The organism is Klenkia terrae (assembly GCF_037083865.1).
GTDB classification, from domain to species: Bacteria; Actinomycetota; Actinomycetes; order Mycobacteriales; family Geodermatophilaceae; genus Klenkia; species Klenkia terrae.
On sequence record NZ_JBAPLV010000018.1, the window covers coordinates 50,763 to 69,920 of the forward strand.

The 19,158-nt window shown below is 73.9% G+C and carries 19 protein-coding genes; 8 read left to right on the forward strand and 11 right to left on the reverse strand.

The window, feature by feature from the left end; all coding sequences use genetic code 11:
* Window positions 1-51: 51 nt before the first annotated feature.
* The 7 genes from UXQ13_RS16100 to UXQ13_RS16130 all read right to left on the reverse strand — a co-directional run bounded on the left by UXQ13_RS16100 (window position 52) and on the right by UXQ13_RS16130 (window position 7,648).
* Window positions 52-1,743 (reverse strand): AMP-binding protein, encoded by a 1,692-nt coding sequence (locus UXQ13_RS16100; protein ID WP_225233881.1) that lies wholly within the window; start codon window positions 1,741-1,743, stop codon window positions 52-54.
* A gap of 81 nt (window positions 1,744-1,824) precedes the next feature.
* On the reverse strand, window positions 1,825-2,664 hold the full coding sequence (locus UXQ13_RS16105) for a PaaX family transcriptional regulator (RefSeq protein ID WP_225233880.1): 840 nt from the start codon (window positions 2,662-2,664) through the stop codon (window positions 1,825-1,827).
* A 26-nt stretch (window positions 2,665-2,690) separates the two neighbouring features.
* The gene (locus UXQ13_RS16110) at window positions 2,691-3,089 is read right to left on the reverse strand and encodes an acyl-CoA thioesterase (RefSeq protein WP_336392541.1); all 399 of its coding nucleotides are present in this window, start codon (window positions 3,087-3,089) and stop codon (window positions 2,691-2,693) included.
* Window positions 3,086-5,461 (reverse strand): bifunctional salicylyl-CoA 5-hydroxylase/oxidoreductase, encoded by a 2,376-nt coding sequence (locus tag UXQ13_RS16115; RefSeq protein ID WP_225233878.1) that lies wholly within the window; start codon window positions 5,459-5,461, stop codon window positions 3,086-3,088. The genes UXQ13_RS16110 and UXQ13_RS16115 overlap by 4 nt, the downstream gene beginning before the upstream one ends.
* Window positions 5,458-6,375, reverse strand: a complete 918-nt coding sequence (locus UXQ13_RS16120; RefSeq protein ID WP_225233877.1) for an acyl-CoA thioesterase — start codon at window positions 6,373-6,375, stop codon at window positions 5,458-5,460. The genes UXQ13_RS16115 and UXQ13_RS16120 overlap by 4 nt, the downstream gene beginning before the upstream one ends.
* Complete coding sequence (locus UXQ13_RS16125; RefSeq protein ID WP_225233876.1) at window positions 6,372-6,833, reverse strand: cupin domain-containing protein; 462 nt, start codon at window positions 6,831-6,833, stop codon at window positions 6,372-6,374. The genes UXQ13_RS16120 and UXQ13_RS16125 overlap by 4 nt, the downstream gene beginning before the upstream one ends.
* Window positions 6,809-7,648 carry a fumarylacetoacetate hydrolase family protein gene (locus UXQ13_RS16130; protein ID WP_225233875.1) on the reverse strand — a complete coding sequence of 280 codons (840 nt, stop codon included), beginning with the start codon at window positions 7,646-7,648 and terminating at the stop codon, window positions 6,809-6,811. Before UXQ13_RS16130 ends, UXQ13_RS16125 begins: the two co-directional genes overlap by 25 nt.
* A 109-nt stretch (window positions 7,649-7,757) precedes the next feature.
* Between UXQ13_RS16130 and UXQ13_RS16135 the strand changes: the two genes are divergently transcribed.
* Both UXQ13_RS16135 and UXQ13_RS16140 read left to right on the forward strand, forming a co-directional pair.
* Window positions 7,758-8,177 carry a RidA family protein gene (locus UXQ13_RS16135; RefSeq protein WP_225233874.1) on the forward strand — a complete coding sequence of 140 codons (420 nt, stop codon included), beginning with the start codon at window positions 7,758-7,760 and terminating at the stop codon, window positions 8,175-8,177.
* Between the two features lie 92 nt (window positions 8,178-8,269).
* Complete coding sequence (locus tag UXQ13_RS16140; RefSeq protein WP_225233873.1) at window positions 8,270-9,214, forward strand: AraC family transcriptional regulator; 945 nt, start codon at window positions 8,270-8,272, stop codon at window positions 9,212-9,214.
* 18 nt (window positions 9,215-9,232) lie between these two features.
* Here UXQ13_RS16140 and UXQ13_RS16145 read toward each other — a convergent pair whose 3' ends face one another.
* Window positions 9,233-10,192, reverse strand: a complete 960-nt coding sequence (locus tag UXQ13_RS16145) for an AraC family transcriptional regulator (RefSeq protein WP_225233872.1) — start codon at window positions 10,190-10,192, stop codon at window positions 9,233-9,235.
* A gap of 131 nt (window positions 10,193-10,323) precedes the next feature.
* Complete coding sequence (locus UXQ13_RS16150; RefSeq protein WP_225233871.1) at window positions 10,324-11,757, reverse strand: purine-cytosine permease family protein; 1,434 nt, start codon at window positions 11,755-11,757, stop codon at window positions 10,324-10,326.
* Window positions 11,758-11,940: 183 nt separating this feature from the next.
* Between UXQ13_RS16150 and UXQ13_RS16155 the strand changes: the two genes are divergently transcribed.
* Window positions 11,941-12,426 (forward strand): VOC family protein, encoded by a 486-nt coding sequence (locus UXQ13_RS16155; protein WP_225233870.1) that lies wholly within the window; start codon window positions 11,941-11,943, stop codon window positions 12,424-12,426.
* A 19-nt stretch (window positions 12,427-12,445) separates the two neighbouring features.
* Here UXQ13_RS16155 and UXQ13_RS16160 read toward each other — a convergent pair whose 3' ends face one another.
* A complete protein-coding gene (locus tag UXQ13_RS16160; protein WP_225233869.1) occupies window positions 12,446-13,408 on the reverse strand; it encodes an AraC-like ligand-binding domain-containing protein in 963 nt (320 codons plus the stop codon).
* A 243-nt stretch (window positions 13,409-13,651) separates the two neighbouring features.
* Here UXQ13_RS16160 and UXQ13_RS16165 point away from each other — a divergent pair, with 243 nt between their 5' ends.
* Genes UXQ13_RS16165 through UXQ13_RS16180 form a run of 4 tightly spaced genes read left to right on the forward strand, consistent with a single transcriptional unit; the run spans window position 13,652 to window position 17,486 of the window.
* Window positions 13,652-14,794, forward strand: a complete 1,143-nt coding sequence (locus tag UXQ13_RS16165) for an aminotransferase class V-fold PLP-dependent enzyme (RefSeq protein WP_225233868.1) — start codon at window positions 13,652-13,654, stop codon at window positions 14,792-14,794.
* A 10-nt stretch (window positions 14,795-14,804) separates the two neighbouring features.
* Complete coding sequence (locus tag UXQ13_RS16170) at window positions 14,805-16,277, forward strand: amino acid permease (RefSeq protein WP_336392542.1); 1,473 nt, start codon at window positions 14,805-14,807, stop codon at window positions 16,275-16,277.
* A gap of 34 nt (window positions 16,278-16,311) precedes the next feature.
* On the forward strand, window positions 16,312-16,746 hold the full coding sequence (locus UXQ13_RS16175; protein WP_225233866.1) for an OsmC family peroxiredoxin: 435 nt from the start codon (window positions 16,312-16,314) through the stop codon (window positions 16,744-16,746).
* Complete coding sequence (locus UXQ13_RS16180; protein WP_225233865.1) at window positions 16,743-17,486, forward strand: cupin domain-containing protein; 744 nt, start codon at window positions 16,743-16,745, stop codon at window positions 17,484-17,486. Before UXQ13_RS16175 ends, UXQ13_RS16180 begins: the two co-directional genes overlap by 4 nt.
* A gap of 16 nt (window positions 17,487-17,502) precedes the next feature.
* Here UXQ13_RS16180 and UXQ13_RS16185 read toward each other — a convergent pair whose 3' ends face one another.
* Entirely contained in the window at window positions 17,503-18,042 is a 540-nt protein-coding gene (locus tag UXQ13_RS16185) for a helix-turn-helix domain-containing protein (RefSeq protein ID WP_225233864.1), read from the reverse strand.
* 100 nt (window positions 18,043-18,142) lie between these two features.
* Here UXQ13_RS16185 and UXQ13_RS16190 point away from each other — a divergent pair, with 100 nt between their 5' ends.
* Window positions 18,143-19,156 carry a polysaccharide deacetylase family protein gene (locus UXQ13_RS16190; RefSeq protein WP_225233863.1) on the forward strand — a complete coding sequence of 338 codons (1,014 nt, stop codon included), beginning with the start codon at window positions 18,143-18,145 and terminating at the stop codon, window positions 19,154-19,156.
* Window positions 19,157-19,158: the final 2 nt, after the last annotated feature.

Here is a 19,158-nt window from a genome sequence, read left to right on the forward strand (position 1 = left end):
GCTCCTCTCCTCCGACGCTGCGACATCGGTCACAACGTGTGGAGGGCGACGCTAGGAAGGCCCGGGACCGGGGGCTATCCGCTCTGCGCGACCGGCGTCCGCGGAGCGCGGGGCGGTCCCGGCGAGCTGCTCGCGCAGCTTGAAGTGCTGCAGCTTGCCGCTGGTGTTGCGCGGCAGGGCGTCGACGAACCGGACGTCGCGCGGGTACTTGTACGGGGCCAGCACGGCCTTCACGTGGTCCTGGATCGACCGCGCCGTCGCCTCGCTGGCCGGGACGCCCGCGCGCAGGACGACGAACGCGCAGACCACCGCGCCGCGGTCGGGGTCCGGGCGCCCGACCACCGCGGACTCGACCACGTCGGGGTGCCCGTCGACGGCGAACTCGACCTCGGGCCCGCCGATGTTGTAGCCCGAGGACACGATCATGTTGTCGGTGCGGGCGCAGTAGGTGAACCAGCCGTCCTCGTCGCGCCGGAAGGTGTCGCCGGTGACGTTCCAGCCGCCCTGCACGTAGCTGCGCTGCCGGTCGTCGTCCAGGTACCGGCAGCCGACCGGGCCGATCACCGCGAGCCGGCCCTCGACGCCGGCCGGCAGCTCAGCGCCGTCCGGGTCGAGGATCGCCGCGCGGTACCCGGGCAGGGGCCGGCCGGTCGTGCCGCGCCGGACGTCCTCACCGGCGGCGGAGATGAAGATGTGCAGCAGCTCGGTGCCGCCGATGCCGTCGACCACCTGCAGGCCGAGGTCGTCGTGCAGCGCGGCCCAGGTGTCGTCGGAGATGTGCTCGCCGGCGCTGACCGCCATCCGCAGGCCCGCCAGCTGCGATCCCTTGCCCGCGGCCAGGATCTGCCGGTAGGCCGTCGGCGCGGTGGCCAGCACGGTGACACCCTGCTCGGCGACCAGGTCGGCCAGCGCGGGCGGGGCCAGCGCGTCGGTGAGCAGGGCGCAGGCGCCCGCGCGCAGCGGGAAGACCACCAGCATGCCCAGCCCGAAGGTGAACGCGAACGGCGCAGTGCAGGCCACCAGGTCGTCGGGCCCCAGCTGCAGCACGTGCCGGCCGAAGGTGGCGTCGATGCTCAGCACGTCCCGGTGGAAGTGCATGGTGATCTTGGGGACGCCGGTGCTGCCCGAGGTGGGGCACAGCAGCGCGACGTCGTCGGCGGCGGTGTCGACGGCGGTGAACCCGGCCGGCTTGGTCGCCGCCCGGGCCACCAGGTCGGTGTCGGTGCCGGCCCCGATCGTGGTCACCCGCAGGTCCGGGGCGGAGGAGTCCCGGACGGCCTCGACGTCGGCGACGCTGCGGTGGTCGACCAGGGCGAGGGCGGGCCGGGTCCGCTCGACGACCGGGGCCAGCTCACCGGCCCGCAGCGCGGCGAAGACCACCGTGGCGACGCCGCCGGCCTTCAGCGTGCCCAGCCAGGCCGCGACCATCCACGGCGTGTTCGGTGCGCGCAGCAGCACGCGGTTGCCCGGCTCCAGGCCGAGGTCGTCGACCAGCACGTGGGCGACCTGATCGGCCCGGTCCTGCAGCTCGCCGTAGGTCCACACCTCGCCGTCCGGGGTGCGCAGCGCCGGGCGGTCCCGGCCGAACCGGGCCACGGCCTCGTCGACGAGGGCGGCCCCGGCGTTCAGCCGGGCCGGGTGCTGCAGCTCGGGGGTGGTGAACTCGAGGACCGGCCAGTCCTCGGCCGGCGGGAGGTGGTCCCGGGCGAAGGTGTCGGTGTGGGCCGACGGCGAGAGCTGCACGGGCGCTCCTCAACTCTGGTCCGGGTGACATGACACATCAAGCGCGATCGTTGCGCAGGTGTCAATACACACCGGTCGGGTTCAGGCGGGCCAGTGCCCCGCGGCGTGCGCCAGCGCCCGGCCCTCGAGGGCCTGCACCAGCTGCTCGAACACCGCGGCGGCCCGCGGGCCGGCCCAGTCGTCGGGCAGCAGGGTGCGGGGCAGGCCCGGGTCCCGGTAGGGCAGCCGGCGCCAGGCGTCGACCACCTGCAGATAGGTGGCGAACGCCGTCGCCGGGTCCACGCCGCCCTCGACCACCGCGAGGGTGTCGGCGTGCTCGGCGACGAACTCCCGGTACCGCTGGTCGATGCCGGCCAGGTCCCAGCTCTCCCGGATCAGCGTGGCCAGGTCCTGCCCGGCGACGTGGTCGCCGACGAAGACCGCGCTGTGGCCGACCAGGTCGAGCTCGGTGATGGCCGCCTGCGCCGCCGGCAGCATCCGGGCCGGGGCGATCCAGGTCGCCGTCCCCACGTTCCCGAAGCCGAGGGAGGACAGGTGCGACCGCAGCTGCTGGCGGCGGCTGCGCATCGACTCGGGCACCGAGAAGTTCACGATGCACCAGCCGTCGGTCAGCGCCGCCGGCTGGCGGGCGTGCCAGATGATCTCGTCGCCGCGGGCGAAGGAGTCGGCGGCCAGCGGGGTCAGCGCGTAGCCGCGCACCCCGCCCCGGCTCTCCGGGTCCAGCCAGCCGCGCTTCTTCAGCCGGAAGACCGCGGTGCGCACGGTCGGCCCGTCCAGGTCGAGGGCGGCCAGCAGGTCGATGCTGCCGCCGATGGGCAGCCAGCCGCCCATCCGCCGGACCACGGCACCGAGGAACGTCACGACGACGGTGCGGGAGGCACGCCCCCCGCCGTCCCGTCGCTCCTCCACCTCCGGGCTCACCAGCAGCATCGTGCCAGCCGACCCGGTCACGACCCGTCGGCCCCCAGCGCCGCGCGCCAGGCGTCCGGCCACGGGCTGGGCCCGCCGCCCTCGAACCCGTCCACGTGCACCACGACGTACCGGCCGCGGGCGGCCAGCACGTCGTCCCCACGGCGCACCTCGAAGTCGAAGGTCATCGAGGTCCGGCCGATCTCGGCCACCTGCACGGTGGTCACCGCCTCGTCGCCGAAGCGCAGCGGGGACACGAACTCGACCTCGTACCGGACCCGCGGGGCGGTCGGGGCGAAGTCCAGCCCGACCCCCCGCATGAGCTCCGCCTCGGCCGCCTCGGCGAACCGGGCCACCGCGGTGTTGTGGTAGATCCCCGACGCGTCGGTGTCCACCCACTCCACCCGGCGGCGACAGGTGCCGCTGGGCCCGCTCACCCCGCCGCGACCGGCGTGCGCGGCCGCCACCGGACGTGCTCGGGCTCCACGACGCCGTCGCGCAGCAGGGACAACCGCGGCGGCACCTTGTCCGTGCGCGACGTCGGGGGCTTGCGGCTGCCGCCGGCCCAGGGCGTCGGCCAGACCGCGCCGGGACCGGCGTAGCCCTGCTCGGCGGCGGCGTGCAGCGTCCACTGCCCGTCGTAGAGGTGGGTGCGGCCCAGCGCGCAGAGGTCCGCGCGCCCGGCGAGCAGGATCGAGTTGACGTCGTCGTGCGAGGAGATCGCCCCGACCGCGATCACCATCGCGCCGGCCGGCGCCGCCACCTCCTGCCGGATCCGGTCGGCGAAGGGGGTCTGGTAGGACCGCCCGAACGCCGGCTTCTCCTCCTTGGACACCTGGCCGGAGGACACGTGGACGGCGGCCGCGCCGTGCGCCACGAAGGCCCGGGCGATCTCCACGGCGTCGTCGTCGGTGTTGCCGTCGGGCAGCCAGTCGTGCGCGGAGATGCGCACGGTCACCGGCACCCGGCCCGCGACGACCTCGCGGACGGCGTCGAAGACCTCCAGCGGGAACCGCAGCCGGTTCGCCAGGCTCCCGCCGTAGGAGTCGGTGCGCTGGTTGGCGGCCGGGGACAGGAACGACGACAGCAGGTAGCCGTGCGCGGCGTGCACCTCGACCAGGTCGAACCCGGCGTCGACCGCCCGGCCGGCCGCGGCGGCGAAGTCGGCGACCGCGGTGTCCAGGTCGGCGCGGGTGGCCTCGCGGGGCACGTGGCAGCCGGGGCCGTAGGGCAGCGCGCTGGGCCCGACGACCTCCCAGTTGCCGCTCTCCAGGGGCTGGTCGATGCCCTCCCACATGAGCTTGGTGGAGCCCTTGCGGCCCGAGTGCCCGATCTGGACGCCGATCTTGGCCGGCGACCGCTCGTGCACGAACCGGGTCACCCGGGCCCAGGCGTCGCGCTGCTCGTCGGTCCACAGCCCGGGGCAGCCCAGGGTGATCCGGGCCTCCGGGGACACGCAGGTCATCTCGGTCATCACCAGGCCGGCGCCGCCCAGGGCCTTGCTGCCCAGGTGCACCAGGTGGAACTCACCGGGCACGCCCTCGTCGGCCACGTACATGTCCATGGGCGCCAGCACGACCCGGTTGGCCAGCTCCAGCCCGCCGATCCGGACCGGCTGGAACATGGCCGGGGCGGGCTCGCCGTCCCCGTGCCGGGCGGCGAAGGCGGCCTCGACCTGGGCGGCGAACACGGCGTCCCGGTCGCGCAGGTTCTCGAAGGTGATCCGGCGGGACCGGGTCAGCAGGTTGAACACGAACTCGGTCGGCTCCTGGCCCGCGTACATGCCGATCCGCTCGAACCACTCCAGCGAGGCCTGGGCCGCGCGCTGGGTGGACTCGACCACCGGCTTGCGCTCGTCCTGGTAGGCGGCCAGAGCCTGCTCGATCGTGGGGTGCTCGTGCAGGCAGGCGGCCAGCGCCAGCGCGTCCTCCATGGCGAGCTTGGTGCCCGAGCCGATGGAGAAGTGCGCGGTGTGCGCCGCGTCGCCCAGCAGCACCAGGTTGCCCTCGTGCCAGCACTCGTTGCGGACGGTCTGGAAGTTCAGCCACTTCGAGTTGTTGGTGAGCACCTCGTGCCCGGCCAGCTCGTCGGCGAAGATCTCCCGGATCCGCTCGACGGCGTAGGTGTCGCTCACCCCGGGCGGGAACTCCTGGCCCTCGGTCGCGCCGAAGCCCGCGCGCTCCCAGACGTCGTCGTGCATCTCGACGATGAAGGTCGAGCCGGTGTCGGAGAACGGGTAGCCGTGGATCTGCATCGTCCCCCACTCCGTGTGCTTGACGATGAACTGGAAGGCCTCGAAGACCAGGTCGGTGCCCAGCCAGATGTACTTGTTGTGCCGGCGGTCCAGCGTGGGGCCGAACGCCTGGGCGTGCGCCGTCCGGATCTGGGAGTTCAGCCCGTCGCAGGCCACCACCAGGTCGTGGGTGGCGCGCAGCTCCTCGACGTCGGGGGCCAGCGCGCGGTAGTGCACGGTGACGCCGAGCTCGGCGACCCGCTCCTGCAGGATCGACAGCAGCTCCTTGCGGCTCATCGCGGCGAAGCCCTGGCCGCCCACGGTGAAGGACTGCCCGTCGACCTCGACGTCGATGTCGGTCCACCGGGCGAAGCGGGACTCCATCCGCTGGTGCACGACCTCGTCGGCGCCCTCGATGCTGCCCAGCGTCTCGTCGGAGAACACGACGCCGAAGCCGAACGTGTCTTCGGGGGCGTTGCGCTCCCAGACGGTGATCTCGTGGCTGCTGTCCAGCTGGCGCAGCAGCGCGGCCAGGTACAGGCCACCGGGCCCGCCGCCGACGATCGCGACCTTCACGACTGCTCCCCCGTCTGCGGCACGGCCGCCCGGATCAGACCTTCCTGGACGACGGTGGCCAGGTGGACCCCGTCGGTGTCGTAGAACCGGCCCACCCCGGTGCCGCGGCCGTCCTCGACCGAGACCACCTCCTGGGCGTAGAGCAGCCAGTCGCCCATGACGACCGGCCGGTGGAACCACATGGCGTGGTCGAGGCTGGCGGTGACCAGGCCCTCGTCGGCCCACGCGTGCCCGAGCACCCGCAGGGCGGGCTCGAGGATCGTGTAGTCGCAGACGTAGGCCAGGGCGGCGGCGTCCCGCTGGGCGTCGTCCACGCCGGGCACCGGGCGCAGCGCGTCGAACGGGCGCACCCAGACCGCCTGCTGCGGGCCGGTGCCGCCGGCGACGTCGAGGTAGAGCGGGCCGGGCACGTGCCGCATGTCGAAGCTGCGGCCGCCGGCCCAGTAGGCGCGGGAGGCCTCGGTGCTGGTGCCGCCCTCGCGTCCGGCCAGCACGTCGGCCGCCGACGGCAGGTCCTCGGGCGCGGGGACGCCGGTCGGGGCGGCGGGCGCCCAGCTGCCGCCGGCCTCGCCCGCGGCGAAGCTGACCAGGCAGGTGTAGACCGGCTTGCCGTTCTGGAAGCCGCGGACCTGGCGGGTGGCGTAGCCGCGGCCGTCGCGCAGCAGCTCGACCTCGTAGCGGACCTGCCCGCCGATGTCGACCGGCCGCAGGAAGTAGGAGTGCATCGAGTGCACGGTCTTGCCGTCGGTGACGGTGCGCAGCGCGGCGACCAGCGCCTGGGCGACCATGTCCCCGCCGTAGGCCTTGGGCCACGGGCAGGGCTGGGTGGTCGCGGTGAAGGCCACGTCGTGCACCTCCGCCGGGGCCTCCTGCAGCGTGACCGCGGCGGTGAAGACCTCCGAGGTGGCGGTCACGGCCGGTCCGCCCAGTCGCGCAGGTCGGCGTCGTCCACCTGGGGCAGGTTGACCACGATGTTGTCCGGCGTCCGGGTGGTCATCCAGGTCAGCGGGTTGTTCCGGTCCAGGTTGCACTCGACGTGCGGCATGTGCGGCGGGACGAAGACCCAGTCGCCCTCGGACATGTCGATGTAGTCGTCGAACCGCTCGCCGAAGTAGATCCGGGCCCGGCCGCTGAGCACGAACCCGCCGGTCTCGGCCTCGCCGTGGTGGTGCGGCACCGAGCGGTAGCCGGCCAGGTTGTGCACCTGGCCGAACCAGATCTTCGTGGCCGGGGTGTGCTGCGGGCTGACCCCGGAGATGCGGGTCGCGCCCTCGCTCTGCGCCGTCCGGTCGGGCTCCTGGCCCGAGCGGGTGACGACCGGGACGACGAGGCCCGTGGCCGGGGTGATCAGGCGGTCGTTGCTGGGGTCCACGATGACTCCTCCTGGGTGAGACGGATGGTGTTGCGCAGGGTGCCGATGCCCTCGACCTCGGTCTCGAGCACCTCGCCGTCGGCGAGCCAGCGCTGCGGATCGCGGGCCATGCCGACGCCGCCGGGCGTGCCGGTGAGCACCAGGTCGCCGGGGCGCAGCACGGTGAAGGTGGAGACGTAGGCCAGCAGGTCCGCGGCGTCGAAGACCAGCGTGGCCGTGCTGTCGCGCTGCACCTCCACGCCGTCGATCCGGCAGGAGACGGCCAGCCCGGCGAAGGGGTCGACCTCGTCGGGGGTGACGACGACCGGGCCCAGCGGGGTGGTGGCGTCCCACGCCTTGCCCTGGAACCACTGCAGGGTGCGGCGCTGCCAGTCCCGGGCGGACAGGTCGTTGGCGACCGTCCAGCCGCCGATGGCCGCGCGGGCGGCGGCGCGGTCGGCCCGGTGCAGCGGGGTGCCGACGACGACGGCCAGCTCGGCCTCCCAGTCCCACTGCGCCGAGGCGTCCAGCCGCAGGTCGTCGGTCGGGCCGGTGAGCGTGTCGGCGAACTTGGCGAACAGCGTGGGGTGGGCGGGCAGCTCCCGGCCGGTCTCCCGGATGTGCTCGCCGTAGTTCAGGCCGCAGCAGACCACCTTGCCCGGGCGCGGCAGCGGGAGCACCGGCACCGCCCCGGGGACGACGGCACCGGGCGCCGCGGCCCAGGAGCCGTCGGCGAAGGCCGCGGAGAGGTCGCGCGCGGGCAGGGCGCGCCAGTCCTCGCCGTCCTGCACCGCTGCCGTCGTGCCGGTCGGTGTGCTGACCGTGGCGAGCCGCATCGGTCCCCCTTCTCGTTCGGTGTTGCATTCTGCGCACGATCGTTGCGTCGTTGTCAATACGATGACAGAGTGGCTGCGTCCGGACCGCCCCCACCACCAGGAGCCCGTCATGTCGCTCGAGCCGCAGGCCGTCAACCCGTCGTCAATGCCCACGCCGCGCGGCTACTCGCACGGCACGCTCAGCGGCAACACGCTGTACCTGGGTGGGCAGACCGCCCTCGACGCAGACATGCGGATCGTCCCGGGGGGGATCGTGGCGCAGTTCCGGCAGGCCTTCGGCAACGTGCTCACCACGCTGCGCGCCGCGGGCGGCGAGCCGGGCGACCTGGTCAGCATCACGATCTTCCTGACCGACATCCCCGACTACCAGGCGCACGGCAAGGAGATCGGCGAGGTCTGGCGCGAGCTGGCCGGCCCGGTCTACCCGGCCATGGCCGGGATCGGCACCACGGGCCTGTGGCAGACCGACGCGCTGATCGAGATCGTGGGCACCGCGGTCATCCCCGACGAGCGGCTCGTCCGGCCCTGACCTGCACGTTCCGCGCAGATGACGGGCGTCCCGGCGTTGACGCGCGCCGGGACCGCGTGCCCCAATGGACGCGCCGCCCACGAGGAGCCCGCATGGCCACCGCACTGCTCGCCCGTCACCCGCTGGTCGTCACGACGGAGCTGGACGAGGCGCGCAGCGAGGTCGCGCAGCGGTTCTGCCCCCACCACCTCGGGCTGACCCGCCGCGACGGGCGGCTGGACATGGTGCACAACGCGGCCGCCCTCGGTGAGGACGTCACGCTGGACTACCTGCGCTACGGCGACGAGGTGCGCATCGTGCCCGGGCGGTTCGAGGACTTCTTCCTGGTCCAGGTCCCGCTGGCCGGTCGCGCGCGGGTGCGGGTCGGCGACCGCGTCGTCCCGTCGGACACCACGCGGGCCTCGCTGGGCTCCCCCACCGAGCACGTCGACATGACCTGGGAGGCCGGCTGCGAGCAGCTGCTGGTCTACCTGCGCCGGTCCGCCGTCGAGGCGGCCGCGGGCGGTCCGGTCGTGTTCGACCCGCTGGTCGACCTGACCGCGGCACCGCTGCGGTCGTGGCTGCGCCTGGTGCACCTGGCGGTCGACGACCTGGGCGCCGGCGGCCCGCTGCTGCGGTCGCCGCTGGTGGCCACCCAGTTCGAGCAGACGCTGATCTCCGCGCTGCTGGCCGCCCAGCCCAACAGCACGACCGACGCGGTGCCGGCACCGGTCGGCTCCCGGGCGGTGCGCCGGGTGCTGGCCGCCATCGAGGCGGAGCCCGGGCGGGCCTGGCGGCTGGCCGACCTGGCCGGCACCGCCGGCGTCTCCGCCCGCTCCCTGCAGGAGGCCTTCCAGCGCGAGCTCGGCAGCACGCCGCTGGAGCAGCTGCGCCTGGTCCGGCTGACCCGGGCCCGCCGCGACCTGCAGGCCGCCGACCCCGGCACCACGTCGGTCACCGACGTCGCGGCCCGCTGGGGCTTCTTCCACCTGGGCCGGTTCTCCCAGGTCTACCGCGAGACCTACCGCGAGCTGCCCTCCCAGACCCTGGCCGGCTGAGCCACCGGGCCCACCGGGTCAGCGGCGGAGCGTGGCCGAGGGGGGCTCGGCGAAGCGCCGGCGGTAGTCCCCGGCGAACCGGCCCAGGTGGGTGAACCCCCACCGGAAGGCCGCGTCGGTGACCGTCAGGCTGCCGGGGTCACCGGCCTGCAGCGCGGCGTGCACCCGGTCCAGCCGGACGTCGCGCAGGTACTCGGTGGGCGTGCAGCCGACGTAGCGGCGGAAGCCCTGCTGCAGCGCCCGCACGCTCATGCCGGTGGCCTGGGCGACGTCCTCGACGGTGAGCGCCTCGGCGGCGTGGTCCCGGATCAGGTCGACGGCCCGCTGCAGCAGCCGGGGCACCGGGGTGCCCGACCCCTGCCGCAGCACGTCGCTGTAGTTGTTGGGCTGGCCGCACAGCAGCTGGGTGAGCAGCAGGCTGCGCAGCTGGGCCCGGGCGACCGGCGAGTGCACCAGGGCGCCGTCCTGCTCGGCCTCGGTGCGCAGCAGGTCGACCAGCCGGTGCCACGACCGGCCCTCGGGCGAGGTGAGGTCCAGGGCCGCGGTGAAGCGCAGCGGGCGGTGCACCTCGGCGCCGGTCAGCGTGCGCAGCTGGTCGTCGAGGGCGGCGCGCTCGAGCCGGACGATGAGCTGCGGGCTGCCGGCCGAGCGGACCGTGCTGATCGGCTCGGCCAGCGACAGGATCGCGCCGGTGGTGCGGTCGGCGACCACGGTGTCGGCGCCCTGGGTGATGGTGGACCGGCCGCCGAGCGGGATCTCGACCAGGAACGCGTCGCAGCCGCCGCGGGTGGTGATCCGCACGGGCGCGCCGTAGTCGAGCACCGTGACGCCGATGTCCTCGACCTGGTGCGCCCGCCACCGGGCCGACAGCGCGGCCGAGCGGTCGGGCAGCTCGAGCGTGTGCGGGCAGAACGCGGCGGCCACCACGTCCCGGGTCTCGTCCAGGTCAGCACTGCGCAGCACCGTGGCAGCGAGCATCGCGCACCATCCCTCTGCGCCGGACGGCGGCGCGGAGGGAAGCGTATGACCAATTCGGAGCGAACGTCAATGCAATGTCATGTTACGTCTGGGTACCGGGCGGGCGTCGGACCCGCCCGGTACCCACCCGCTCAGCCGACCGGGAGGCGGGTCTCGGCGGGCTTGAGCACCGTCGTCCGCAGGGTCGGGTAGGCGACCAGCACGACCACGAGGGCGACGACGAAGCCCAGCGCCGTCACACCGGTCTCCTGCAGGATCCCGCCGAGCAGCGCGGCGCCGACCACCGAGATGACCCCGGCCCAGTTGACCGACTCGGTCTCGCCCGGGTCGGCCACCCGGCGCTTCCGGACGATGAAGAAGTCGGCGATGATCACCCCGGCCAGCGCGGTGGTGGTGACGCCGAGGATGCCCAGGTAGCTGCCGATCAGGCCGAGGATGTCGCCGGCCACCATCAGCAGGGCGATGAGGTTGCCGACCACGACCATGGTGACCCGGCCCGGGCTTCGGCCGAAGAGGCCGTCGGCCAGGTTCGACAGCGACAGCGAGCCACTGTAGGTGTTGAGCACCTGCGCCTTGACCTGCGCGACGTACATCAGGACGAAGCCGAGCGTCCCGGCCAGGACGACGAAGAAGGCGCCGGCGTTGTTGGCGATCATCCAGGCCAGCTTGTCGGCCACGGTGTCGCCCACCTGCGTGGCGGCGATGTCCGGGTTGGCGGTCAGGTAGTCGCTGACCTCGCCCGAGCCCGCGTGGATGATGATCGTGCCGAGCACGACGACCACGACGTCGATCATCACCGCGCCGCCGACGGCGAGGATGCCGACGTCCTTGGTGGAGCGGGCGTAGCGGGCGAAGTCGGCGTCGACCAGCGCCAGCGCACCGGCCGAGCCGGCCAGGATCGACAGCACGGCGGTGAACCGGGCGGTGCCGCTCTCGAAGCCGGGGACCACGGGGCCGGCGGCGAACAGCTCGCCCAGCGACACGCTGGAGTCGGCCAGCGCCACGAACGCCAGGACGACGGTCAGCGCCACGAAGGCGACCAGCAGCACCATCGAGGTCTTCTGCACCAGCGGCAGGCCGAAGACGGTGAGCGCGATCCAGGCCAGCGTGAGCAGGCCGTAGATGACGACCGCGTTGAGCAGCGTGGGCGCCCAGCCGAACATGAACAGCGTGCCGTAGTAGAGCAGCGCGTTCTCCAGGGCGAGGAAGCCCAGGATCATGAACGCGAAGATCAGCGAGGCCAGCGCCGAGCCGCGGGTGCCCAGCCCGTAGAAGCGGGCGGTCACGGTGCTCGAGGTGCCCGACTTGTAGGCGACGTGCCCGACCAGCCAGCCCAGCGTGCCGCCGAAGACGGCGACGACGACGCCGGCGAGCAGGCCCCACCAGACGCCGGCGATGAGGGTGACGGTGCCGCCGATCGCCAGCTGGATCAGCGTGGAGGCGATGCCCGCGGTGTTGGTCATCAGACCCCATCCCGAGCGGCGCTCGGAGTCGGGGACGGCGGTGAGTGCGTGGTCCTCCATGCGGGCACGGAGCGCCGGTTCCACGGGGATGCGGTCTGCCATCGGGTGTCCTTCGGGAGTGGGGTCGCGGTCGAGCTGCCGCGGGACGTTAGGGAGGTCACACCCCCTGGGTCCATCCGCCCGGCGCACCCGCTGTCCGCATTCCGCACGGATGCGTTGACGCCGTCCCCACCTGGGCTTTCGATGCGATGACCCACCCGACTGCCCGTCCCCAGGAGCCCCGCCATGGCATCGCCCGCCCACGCCTTCTCCCACGTCGGCGCCACCGTCCCCGACCTCGAGGCCGCGGTCGGGTGGTACCGGGAGACCCTCGGCGCCTACCTGCTGGTCGGGCCGATCGAGGTGCTGGAGGACGGCTCGCCGCTGGGCGACGCGGCCGCGGCGATCTACGGCCAGGGCTTCCGCCGGTTCCGGTTCGCCCACCTGGCCTTCGCCGACGCGGTCGGCCTGGAGCTGTTCACCTTCGACGTCCCGGCGCTCGAGGTCCGCGAGGACAACTTCGAGTTCTGGAAGACCGGCATCAACCACTTCTCGCTCACCGCGCCCGACGTGCGCGAGGTGGCCGACCGGATCGCCGCGGCCGGGGGCCGGGTGCGGGCGGAGCCGGTGGTGCTGGACGCCGAGAAGGGCTACACGATCGTCTACTGCCAGGACCCCTGGGGCACCGTCATCGAGCTGTGCTCCCACCCTTATGCCCAGATGTGGGCCTGACCGGTCCGTCCCGCGCGGGTCAGCGGGAGCGGCGCAGGGTCTCCGCGGGGCTCTCCCCGAAGGCGGCCCGGTAGTCCACGGCCAGCCGGCCCAGGTGCGGGTGGCCCCAGCGGGCGGCGGCCTCGGTGACGGTGCCGGCCGTGCCGTCGGCGAGGCTGGCCCGGATGCGCTCGAGCCGGGTGCGGCGCAGGTAGGCCATCGGCGTGCAGCCCAGCTGCGCCCGGAACCCGGCCTGCAGCGCCCGGACGCTGACGTGCAGGGCCTCGGCGACGTCCGGGGTGCCCAGCGGCTCGGCGCAGTGCTCCTCGATCAGCCGGGTTGCCCGCCGGACGACGGTGTCCGACGTCGCCGGCGGCGCCGCCCGGCGGGTGGCGAGACCGGCGACCAGGCCGTCCACCAGCGCCGTCCGCAGCGACGCCGCGGCCACCGGGGACGCCGCCAGGCCGTCCGGCCGCTCGAGGTCGGTCAGCACCAGCTCGACCAGGCTGCGCCAGGAGCGGCCGGCGCCCCGGGTCAGGTCCAGCGCCGCCCCGCCGGGCGCCGGCACGTCCAGGCCGGCCTCCCGGGCCACGGCCGACCGGTCGGCCAGCAGCCGCTCGGCGACCTGCACCACCAGCCGGGGGTTGTCCCCGGAGTAGCCCATCCGCAGCGGCCGACCGGCCGGGGTGACCACCGCGGCGCCCGGCCCGGCCCCGACGACCCCGGAGCCTGCGTCGACGGTGGTCCGGCCGCCCAGCGGGATCTGCACCAGGTGGAAGTCCATGGCGTCCACCGCGACGTCGGCGGCCACCCCGTAGTCCAGGAAGTGCAGGCCGACCCCGCCGAGGTCGGCCCCGTTGTGCCGGGCGCAGAAGGTGCCGCCGCGGTCGGCCGGCACCAGCCGGTGCGGGGCCAGCGAGGCCGAGATCGCCGACTGGGCGGCCTCGATGCTGGTCGTCCGCAGGATGCGGTGGGAGGACAGCGGGACCGCCGAACGGGGCACGGATCCGCCTCCTGGGGTCGTCGCGAGCTCCTCGAGCGTAGGCCTTCGAAGCGTGCGATGTGGCCCTTGACACCCCAAAAAGTCACTCCTACGCTCCGCTCGTTCAGCCTGGCTGACATCTCGTCACGGTCCGCGGATCCCGCGACGCCGTCCCCGGCACCTGCACGGCACTGGCTGCAGCGGTGCGTCCCGGCAGCCGCCCCGCCGACGCCCACCTCCCCCGATGCACCACGAGAGGCCTCCATGACCGCCCACCCCTCCGTCGCGGAGTTCCGCGCGCACTTCCCGGCCCTGGCCGACACCACCTACCTGGCCAGCTGCAGCCAGGGCGCGCTCTCCGACGCGATGACCGCGGCCCTGCTGGAGTTCCAGTTCTCCATCCGGGAGCACGGCGCCCCGTGGGAGCTGTGGATGGGCAAGGTGGCCGAGGCCCGCGCCGGCTTCGCCCGGCACATCGGGGCCGACGTCGACGAGGTCGCCGTGGTGTCCACCGCGTCGGAGGGCGCCTTCCACGTCGCCTCGACCCAGGACTGGTCCACCCGCCCGCGCCTGGTCACCACCGACATGGAGTTCCCCTCGGTGGCCCACGTCTGGCTGGCCCAGCGGCCCCGGGGCGCCGAGGTCGTGCACGTGCCCGACCGCGACGGCGTCGTCGAGCTCGACGACTACCTGGCCCTGGTGGACGAGCGCGCCGCGCTGGTGTCGGTCCCGCTGATCTCCTACCGCAACGGCCTGCGGCTGCCGGTCCGCGAGGTCGTCGCCCGGGCCCGCGAGCTGGGCGCCAAGACGTTCGTCGACGCCTACCAGGGCATGGGCGTCGAGCCCGTCGACGTCCGTGAGCTCGACTGCGACTACCTGGTCAGCGGCTCGCTGAAGTACATGCTCGGCATCCCCGGCCTGGCGTTCCTCTACGTCCGCTCCGGCGTGCGCGACGACGTGGCCCCCTCGCTGACCGGCTGGTTCGGCCGGCAGGACCCGTTCAACTTCGACCCCCGGCACCTGGACCACCCGACGCACGCCCGCCGGTTCGAGGGCGGCACCCCGTCGATCCCCTCGGCCTACGGCGCCGTCGCCGGCCTCTCGCTGCTCGAGCAGCTGGACATGCACCGGGTGCAGCAGCACATCACCGAGCTGACCCGCAGCCTGCAGGACCAGCTCATGGCCGCCGGCGAGGTGACCCGCTCCCCCAAGGACGACGCGCTCCGCGGCCCGCAGGTCGCCCTCCTCGACGCCGACCCGCACGCCCTGGACGCCCACCTGAAGGCGCACTCGGTGATCGGCAGCCCCCGCGGCGACGTCGTCCGGCTGTCCTTCCACCTCTACAACGACGACTCCGACGTCACCCGGGCCGTGCAGGCCGTCGCCGACTACCGCAAGACCCACTGAGGGAGCAGACATGTCATCGACCACCGACACCCCGGGCACCGGCACCGGGTCCGACGGCGCCACCGGCACCGCCGGGCTGCAGCGCCGGCTCAACTCCAAGCAGCTGACCATGATCGGGATCGGCGGGGCCATCGGCACCGGCCTGTTCCTGGGGTCCAGCCTCGCGATCTCGCAGGCCGGACCGGCGGTGATCATCGCCTACATCCTGTGCGGGCTGGTCGCGCTGGTCATCGCCTGGGCGCTGGCCGAGATGGTCGTGGTGCACCCGACCGCCGGTGCCTTCGGCGCCATCGCGCACAACTACCTCGGCGCGGGCACCGGCTTCGTGCTGCGCTGGACCTACTGGGCGATGCAGGTGATCGCCATCGGCGGGGAGATGATCGCCGCCGGCGTCTACGTGAAGTTCTGGTGGCCGGACATCCCGCTCTGGCTGCCGGTGATCGTCTTCTCGGTGCTCGTGCTCGCCGTGAACGCCGCCGCCGTGCACCTGTTCGGCTCGTTCGAGTACTGGTTCGCGATGATCAAGGTGACCGCGATCGCCGTCTTCGTGCTGCTCGGCCTGGTCCTCGTCGTCTTCGGCCTGCCCGACCGGCCCGCCGTCGGCACCGACAACCTGCTGCTGGACGGCGGCTTCTTCCCCAACGGGATCACCGGCCTGATGCTGGCCATGGTCTTCGTGCTCTTCAGCTACATCGGCACCGAGGTCGTCTCGGTCACCGCGGCGGAGTCGGAGAACCCGCAGCGGGACATCCCCCGCGCCGCCCGGGCGATGGTCCTGCGGCTGGGGCTGTTCTACGTGCTGGCGATCATGGTCGTCGTCCTCGTCGTGCCGTGGACCCTCACCGCGCAGGGCGGCACGATCAACGCCAGCCCGTTCGTCACCGTGTTCGAGGGCGCCGGCATCCCCGCGGCCGCCGGCATCATGACCTTCGTCGTGCTGACCGCGGCGCTGTCCAGCGCGAACACGAACCTGTACCTGACCACCCGGATGATGCACTCGCTGGCCGAGCACCGGCTCGCGCCGGCCTGGGCCGGTCGGCTCAGCACCAGCGGGGTGCCGCGCAACGCCCTGGCGCTCTCCGCCCTGGGCATGGTCGTGGCCGCGATCCTGTCGGCGAACGACTCCGGCCAGGCCTACCTGGTGCTGTTCGGCATCTCGGTCTTCGCCGCGATCGTCGTCTGGCTGCTGATCCTCGCCACCCACGCCTCCTTCCGCGCCACCCGGCGCAAGGAGGGCCTGCCGCCCTCGCCGGTGCAGCTGTGGGCCGCGCCGGTCACCCGCAGCGTGGTCGCGGTGTTCCTGGTCGCCGTCCTGGTCTCGACCTACTTCGTCGAGGGCCTGGACCCGGCCTGGCAGTTCGGCCTGCCGTTCTTCGTCCTGCTGGTGGCCACCTACCTGGTGATGAAGAAGACCGGGCGGTGCGACCACCTGCTGGCCGAGACGCGGCTCCCCGACTACGAGCCCCGCGCGACCGACGCGTGACGAACCGACCCCCCTCGACCCGCAGGAGAACAGCATGGTGACCATCCGACGCACCTCCACCGCCCACTGGGAGGGCGACCTGGAGACCGGCAGCGGCCACATCGGGGTCGGCCGCACCGACCTCGACCTGCCCTTCAGCCTGAAGACCCGGATGGGCGGGGAGCCCTCGACCAACCCGGAGGAGCTGCTGGCCTCGGCACTGTCGGGGTGCTACTCGATGTCGCTGGCCAACGAGCTGGCCGGCAACGGGACGCCGGCCACCCGGATCACCTCGACCTCGACGGTGCACCTGGTGCAGGGGCCCGACGGCTTCGGGATCCCGACCGTCGACCTCGAGGTGGCCGCGCAGGTCGACGGCGTGGACGACGACGCCTTCCAGCGGATCGCCACCACCGCACACGAGGGCTGCCCGGTGTCCCGGCTGTTCCGGGCCGACGTCCGGCTGACCGCCCGGCTGGTGGCCCCGTGAGCGCCCCGGCCCGGGTCGGCGGGGACCTGCCCGCCGGCCGGGCCGGGATGCCGGTGCACTACCGCGACGTCCCCGCCGTCACCGCCGACGGCGTGGCCGTGCACCGGGTGCACGCCGACCCCGACGGGTCCGGGCTGGAGATGGCGGTCCTCGTCGTGGCCGACCACGGCACCCGCCGGGTGGACGCCGGCCGGGACGAGCTGCTCTACGTGCTCGGCGGCCGCGGGGAGGCCGTCGTCGACGGGGTCGCCCACGACCTCGTCCGCGACACCGCCGTCCGGGTGGCCGGCGACGCCGCCTACGAGCTGCGCAGCACCGGTGCCGAGCCGCTCGAGGTGGCCGTCGTCTCCGGGCGCGTCGACCCGGGCACCCCGGCCACGGTCGGGCCGGTCAGCCTCGACCTGGCCGACCGGGCCAAGCACCCGGCGGTCAGCAGCCGGGAGTACCAGCTGCTGTTCGACCCGGACTGCGGCTGCTCGGGCATGACCCAGTTCGTCGGCTACGTCCCGGCGCTGCGCACCCCGCGGCACACCCACCCCTACGACGAGATGCTGTGCATCGTCAGCGGCACGGGGACCGTGGAGATCGAGGGCGTGGAGCAGGAGGTGTCGGCCGGCTGGTGCTACTACCTGCCGCGCGGCACCGTCCACCTGGTCCAGAACCGCGCCGAGGAGCACCTGGTCGAGCTGGGGGTCTTCACCCCGGCCGGCAGCCCCACCCAGAACACGCCCGTCGAGTGATCGCCGGTCACCCCGCTCAGTAGCTGGGCGGGGTGACCGCGACCAGGAAGACGGTCGGCCGGTCGCTGTCGTTGACCAGGCGGTGCGGCAGCCGGGAGTCGAAGTAGCAGCTGTCGCCGTCGGTGAGCCGGTGGTCCACGCCGTCGACCTCCACCAGCAGCGAGCCCTCGACGACGACCACGCACTCCTCGGCCGGGTGGCTCCACGGCTGCTCGTGGGACACCCCGCCCGGGCGCAGCTCCCCCCGCAGCACCTCGACCTGGCCGTGCGGCACGGACTTGCGGGCGTAGGACGCGTCCCCGTTCGGCGAGGTGATCGTGGACTCCTCGCCCCGCTTGATCACCGTCACCGCGGACTCCGGCGACGCCGGCTGGAACAGGTCGAACAGCGGCACGGCCAGCACCTTGGCGATCTGCCGCAGCGTGGCCATGCTCGGGTCGGTCAACCCGCGCTCGACCTGGCTGATCAGCGCGGTGGAGACCTCCGCGGCGGTCGCGAGCTCGGCGATGGTCATGCCGCGCTCCACCCGCAGCTTGCGGATGCGAAAGGTCTCCACCCCCCGATTCCACCAGGTCGGCCCCCGTCGGGGGCGCCGACCCCGCACGGCGGCGCCGGGCGGGGGGCGTCCACCGGGCCCATGGTGTTCGATCGGGTGCGTGCCGATCCCGCGCGACGCGCTGCTGGCGGCCGCCCGGGCGGTGGCGGCCGAGGACGAGGACCGCACCGGGGTGGCGATGCTGGTCGCCCTGGTCGACCGCACCCGGCCGGCGCCCGCCGTCGACCCACGGCCCGGGGACGTCGAGCTGGCCGCCGACGTCCAGCAGGCCTGGGAGGTGCTGCGGGCGGCGGACGCCGACGTGACGGTGCAGGACGCGCTGGCGGCGCTGGCCCACCTGCGGCTGCGCCCACCGGCCAGCCGCGGTCCGGCCGGCGACGCCCCGCTGGCGGCGTGGCGGCCGCGCGACACCGACCGGCCCGACGCGGCCGCACGGGACGCCGAGGCCGCCGTGGTGGTCGACGCGGTGCTGCACGGCCGGCACCTGCGGGTGGTCAACTGGCACAACACATCGGCCTCCCACGCGGCGGAGCTGCGGCAGGAGCTGACCTGGTACGCGGAGCGCTTCTCCCCCGTGACCGAGGCCGACCTGCACGCCGCGCTGGACACCGGCCGCTGGGCCGACCCGCGCCCGGGCGTCGTCCCGGCCTTCTTCGACGGCTTCGCCAGCGCCGCGCAGGTCGCCGCCCCGCTGTGCGAGGAGCTCGGCCTGGTCGGCTGGTTCTACCCGCCCACGGAGTTCCTGGACTGCCCGCCCGCGCAGCAGCGCGGCTTCGCCGCCGAGCACGACCTGGGCGTGCTGGACGAGGACCTGGCCGGTGACGCCCCGCTGGCCATGACCTGGGACGCCCTGGCCGACCTGGCCACCCGGCACGTGGTCTGCGGGCACTCGGCCACCCACGCCAGCTCGGTCTCGGTGCGCACCGCGGCCGACGTCGAGCGCCAGGTGCACCGCCCGCTGGCCCGCCTGACCGAGGTCGTCGGGCGTCGTCCAGCCGGCTGGGCCTGGCTGGGCGGCACCCCGTTCGACCCGGCCGCGCCCGGGGACGCGGCGGTCGCCGCCGCCGGGGTGCGCCTGTGGACGTCGAACGCCGCGGTCGAGCGGCTCGCCTGAGG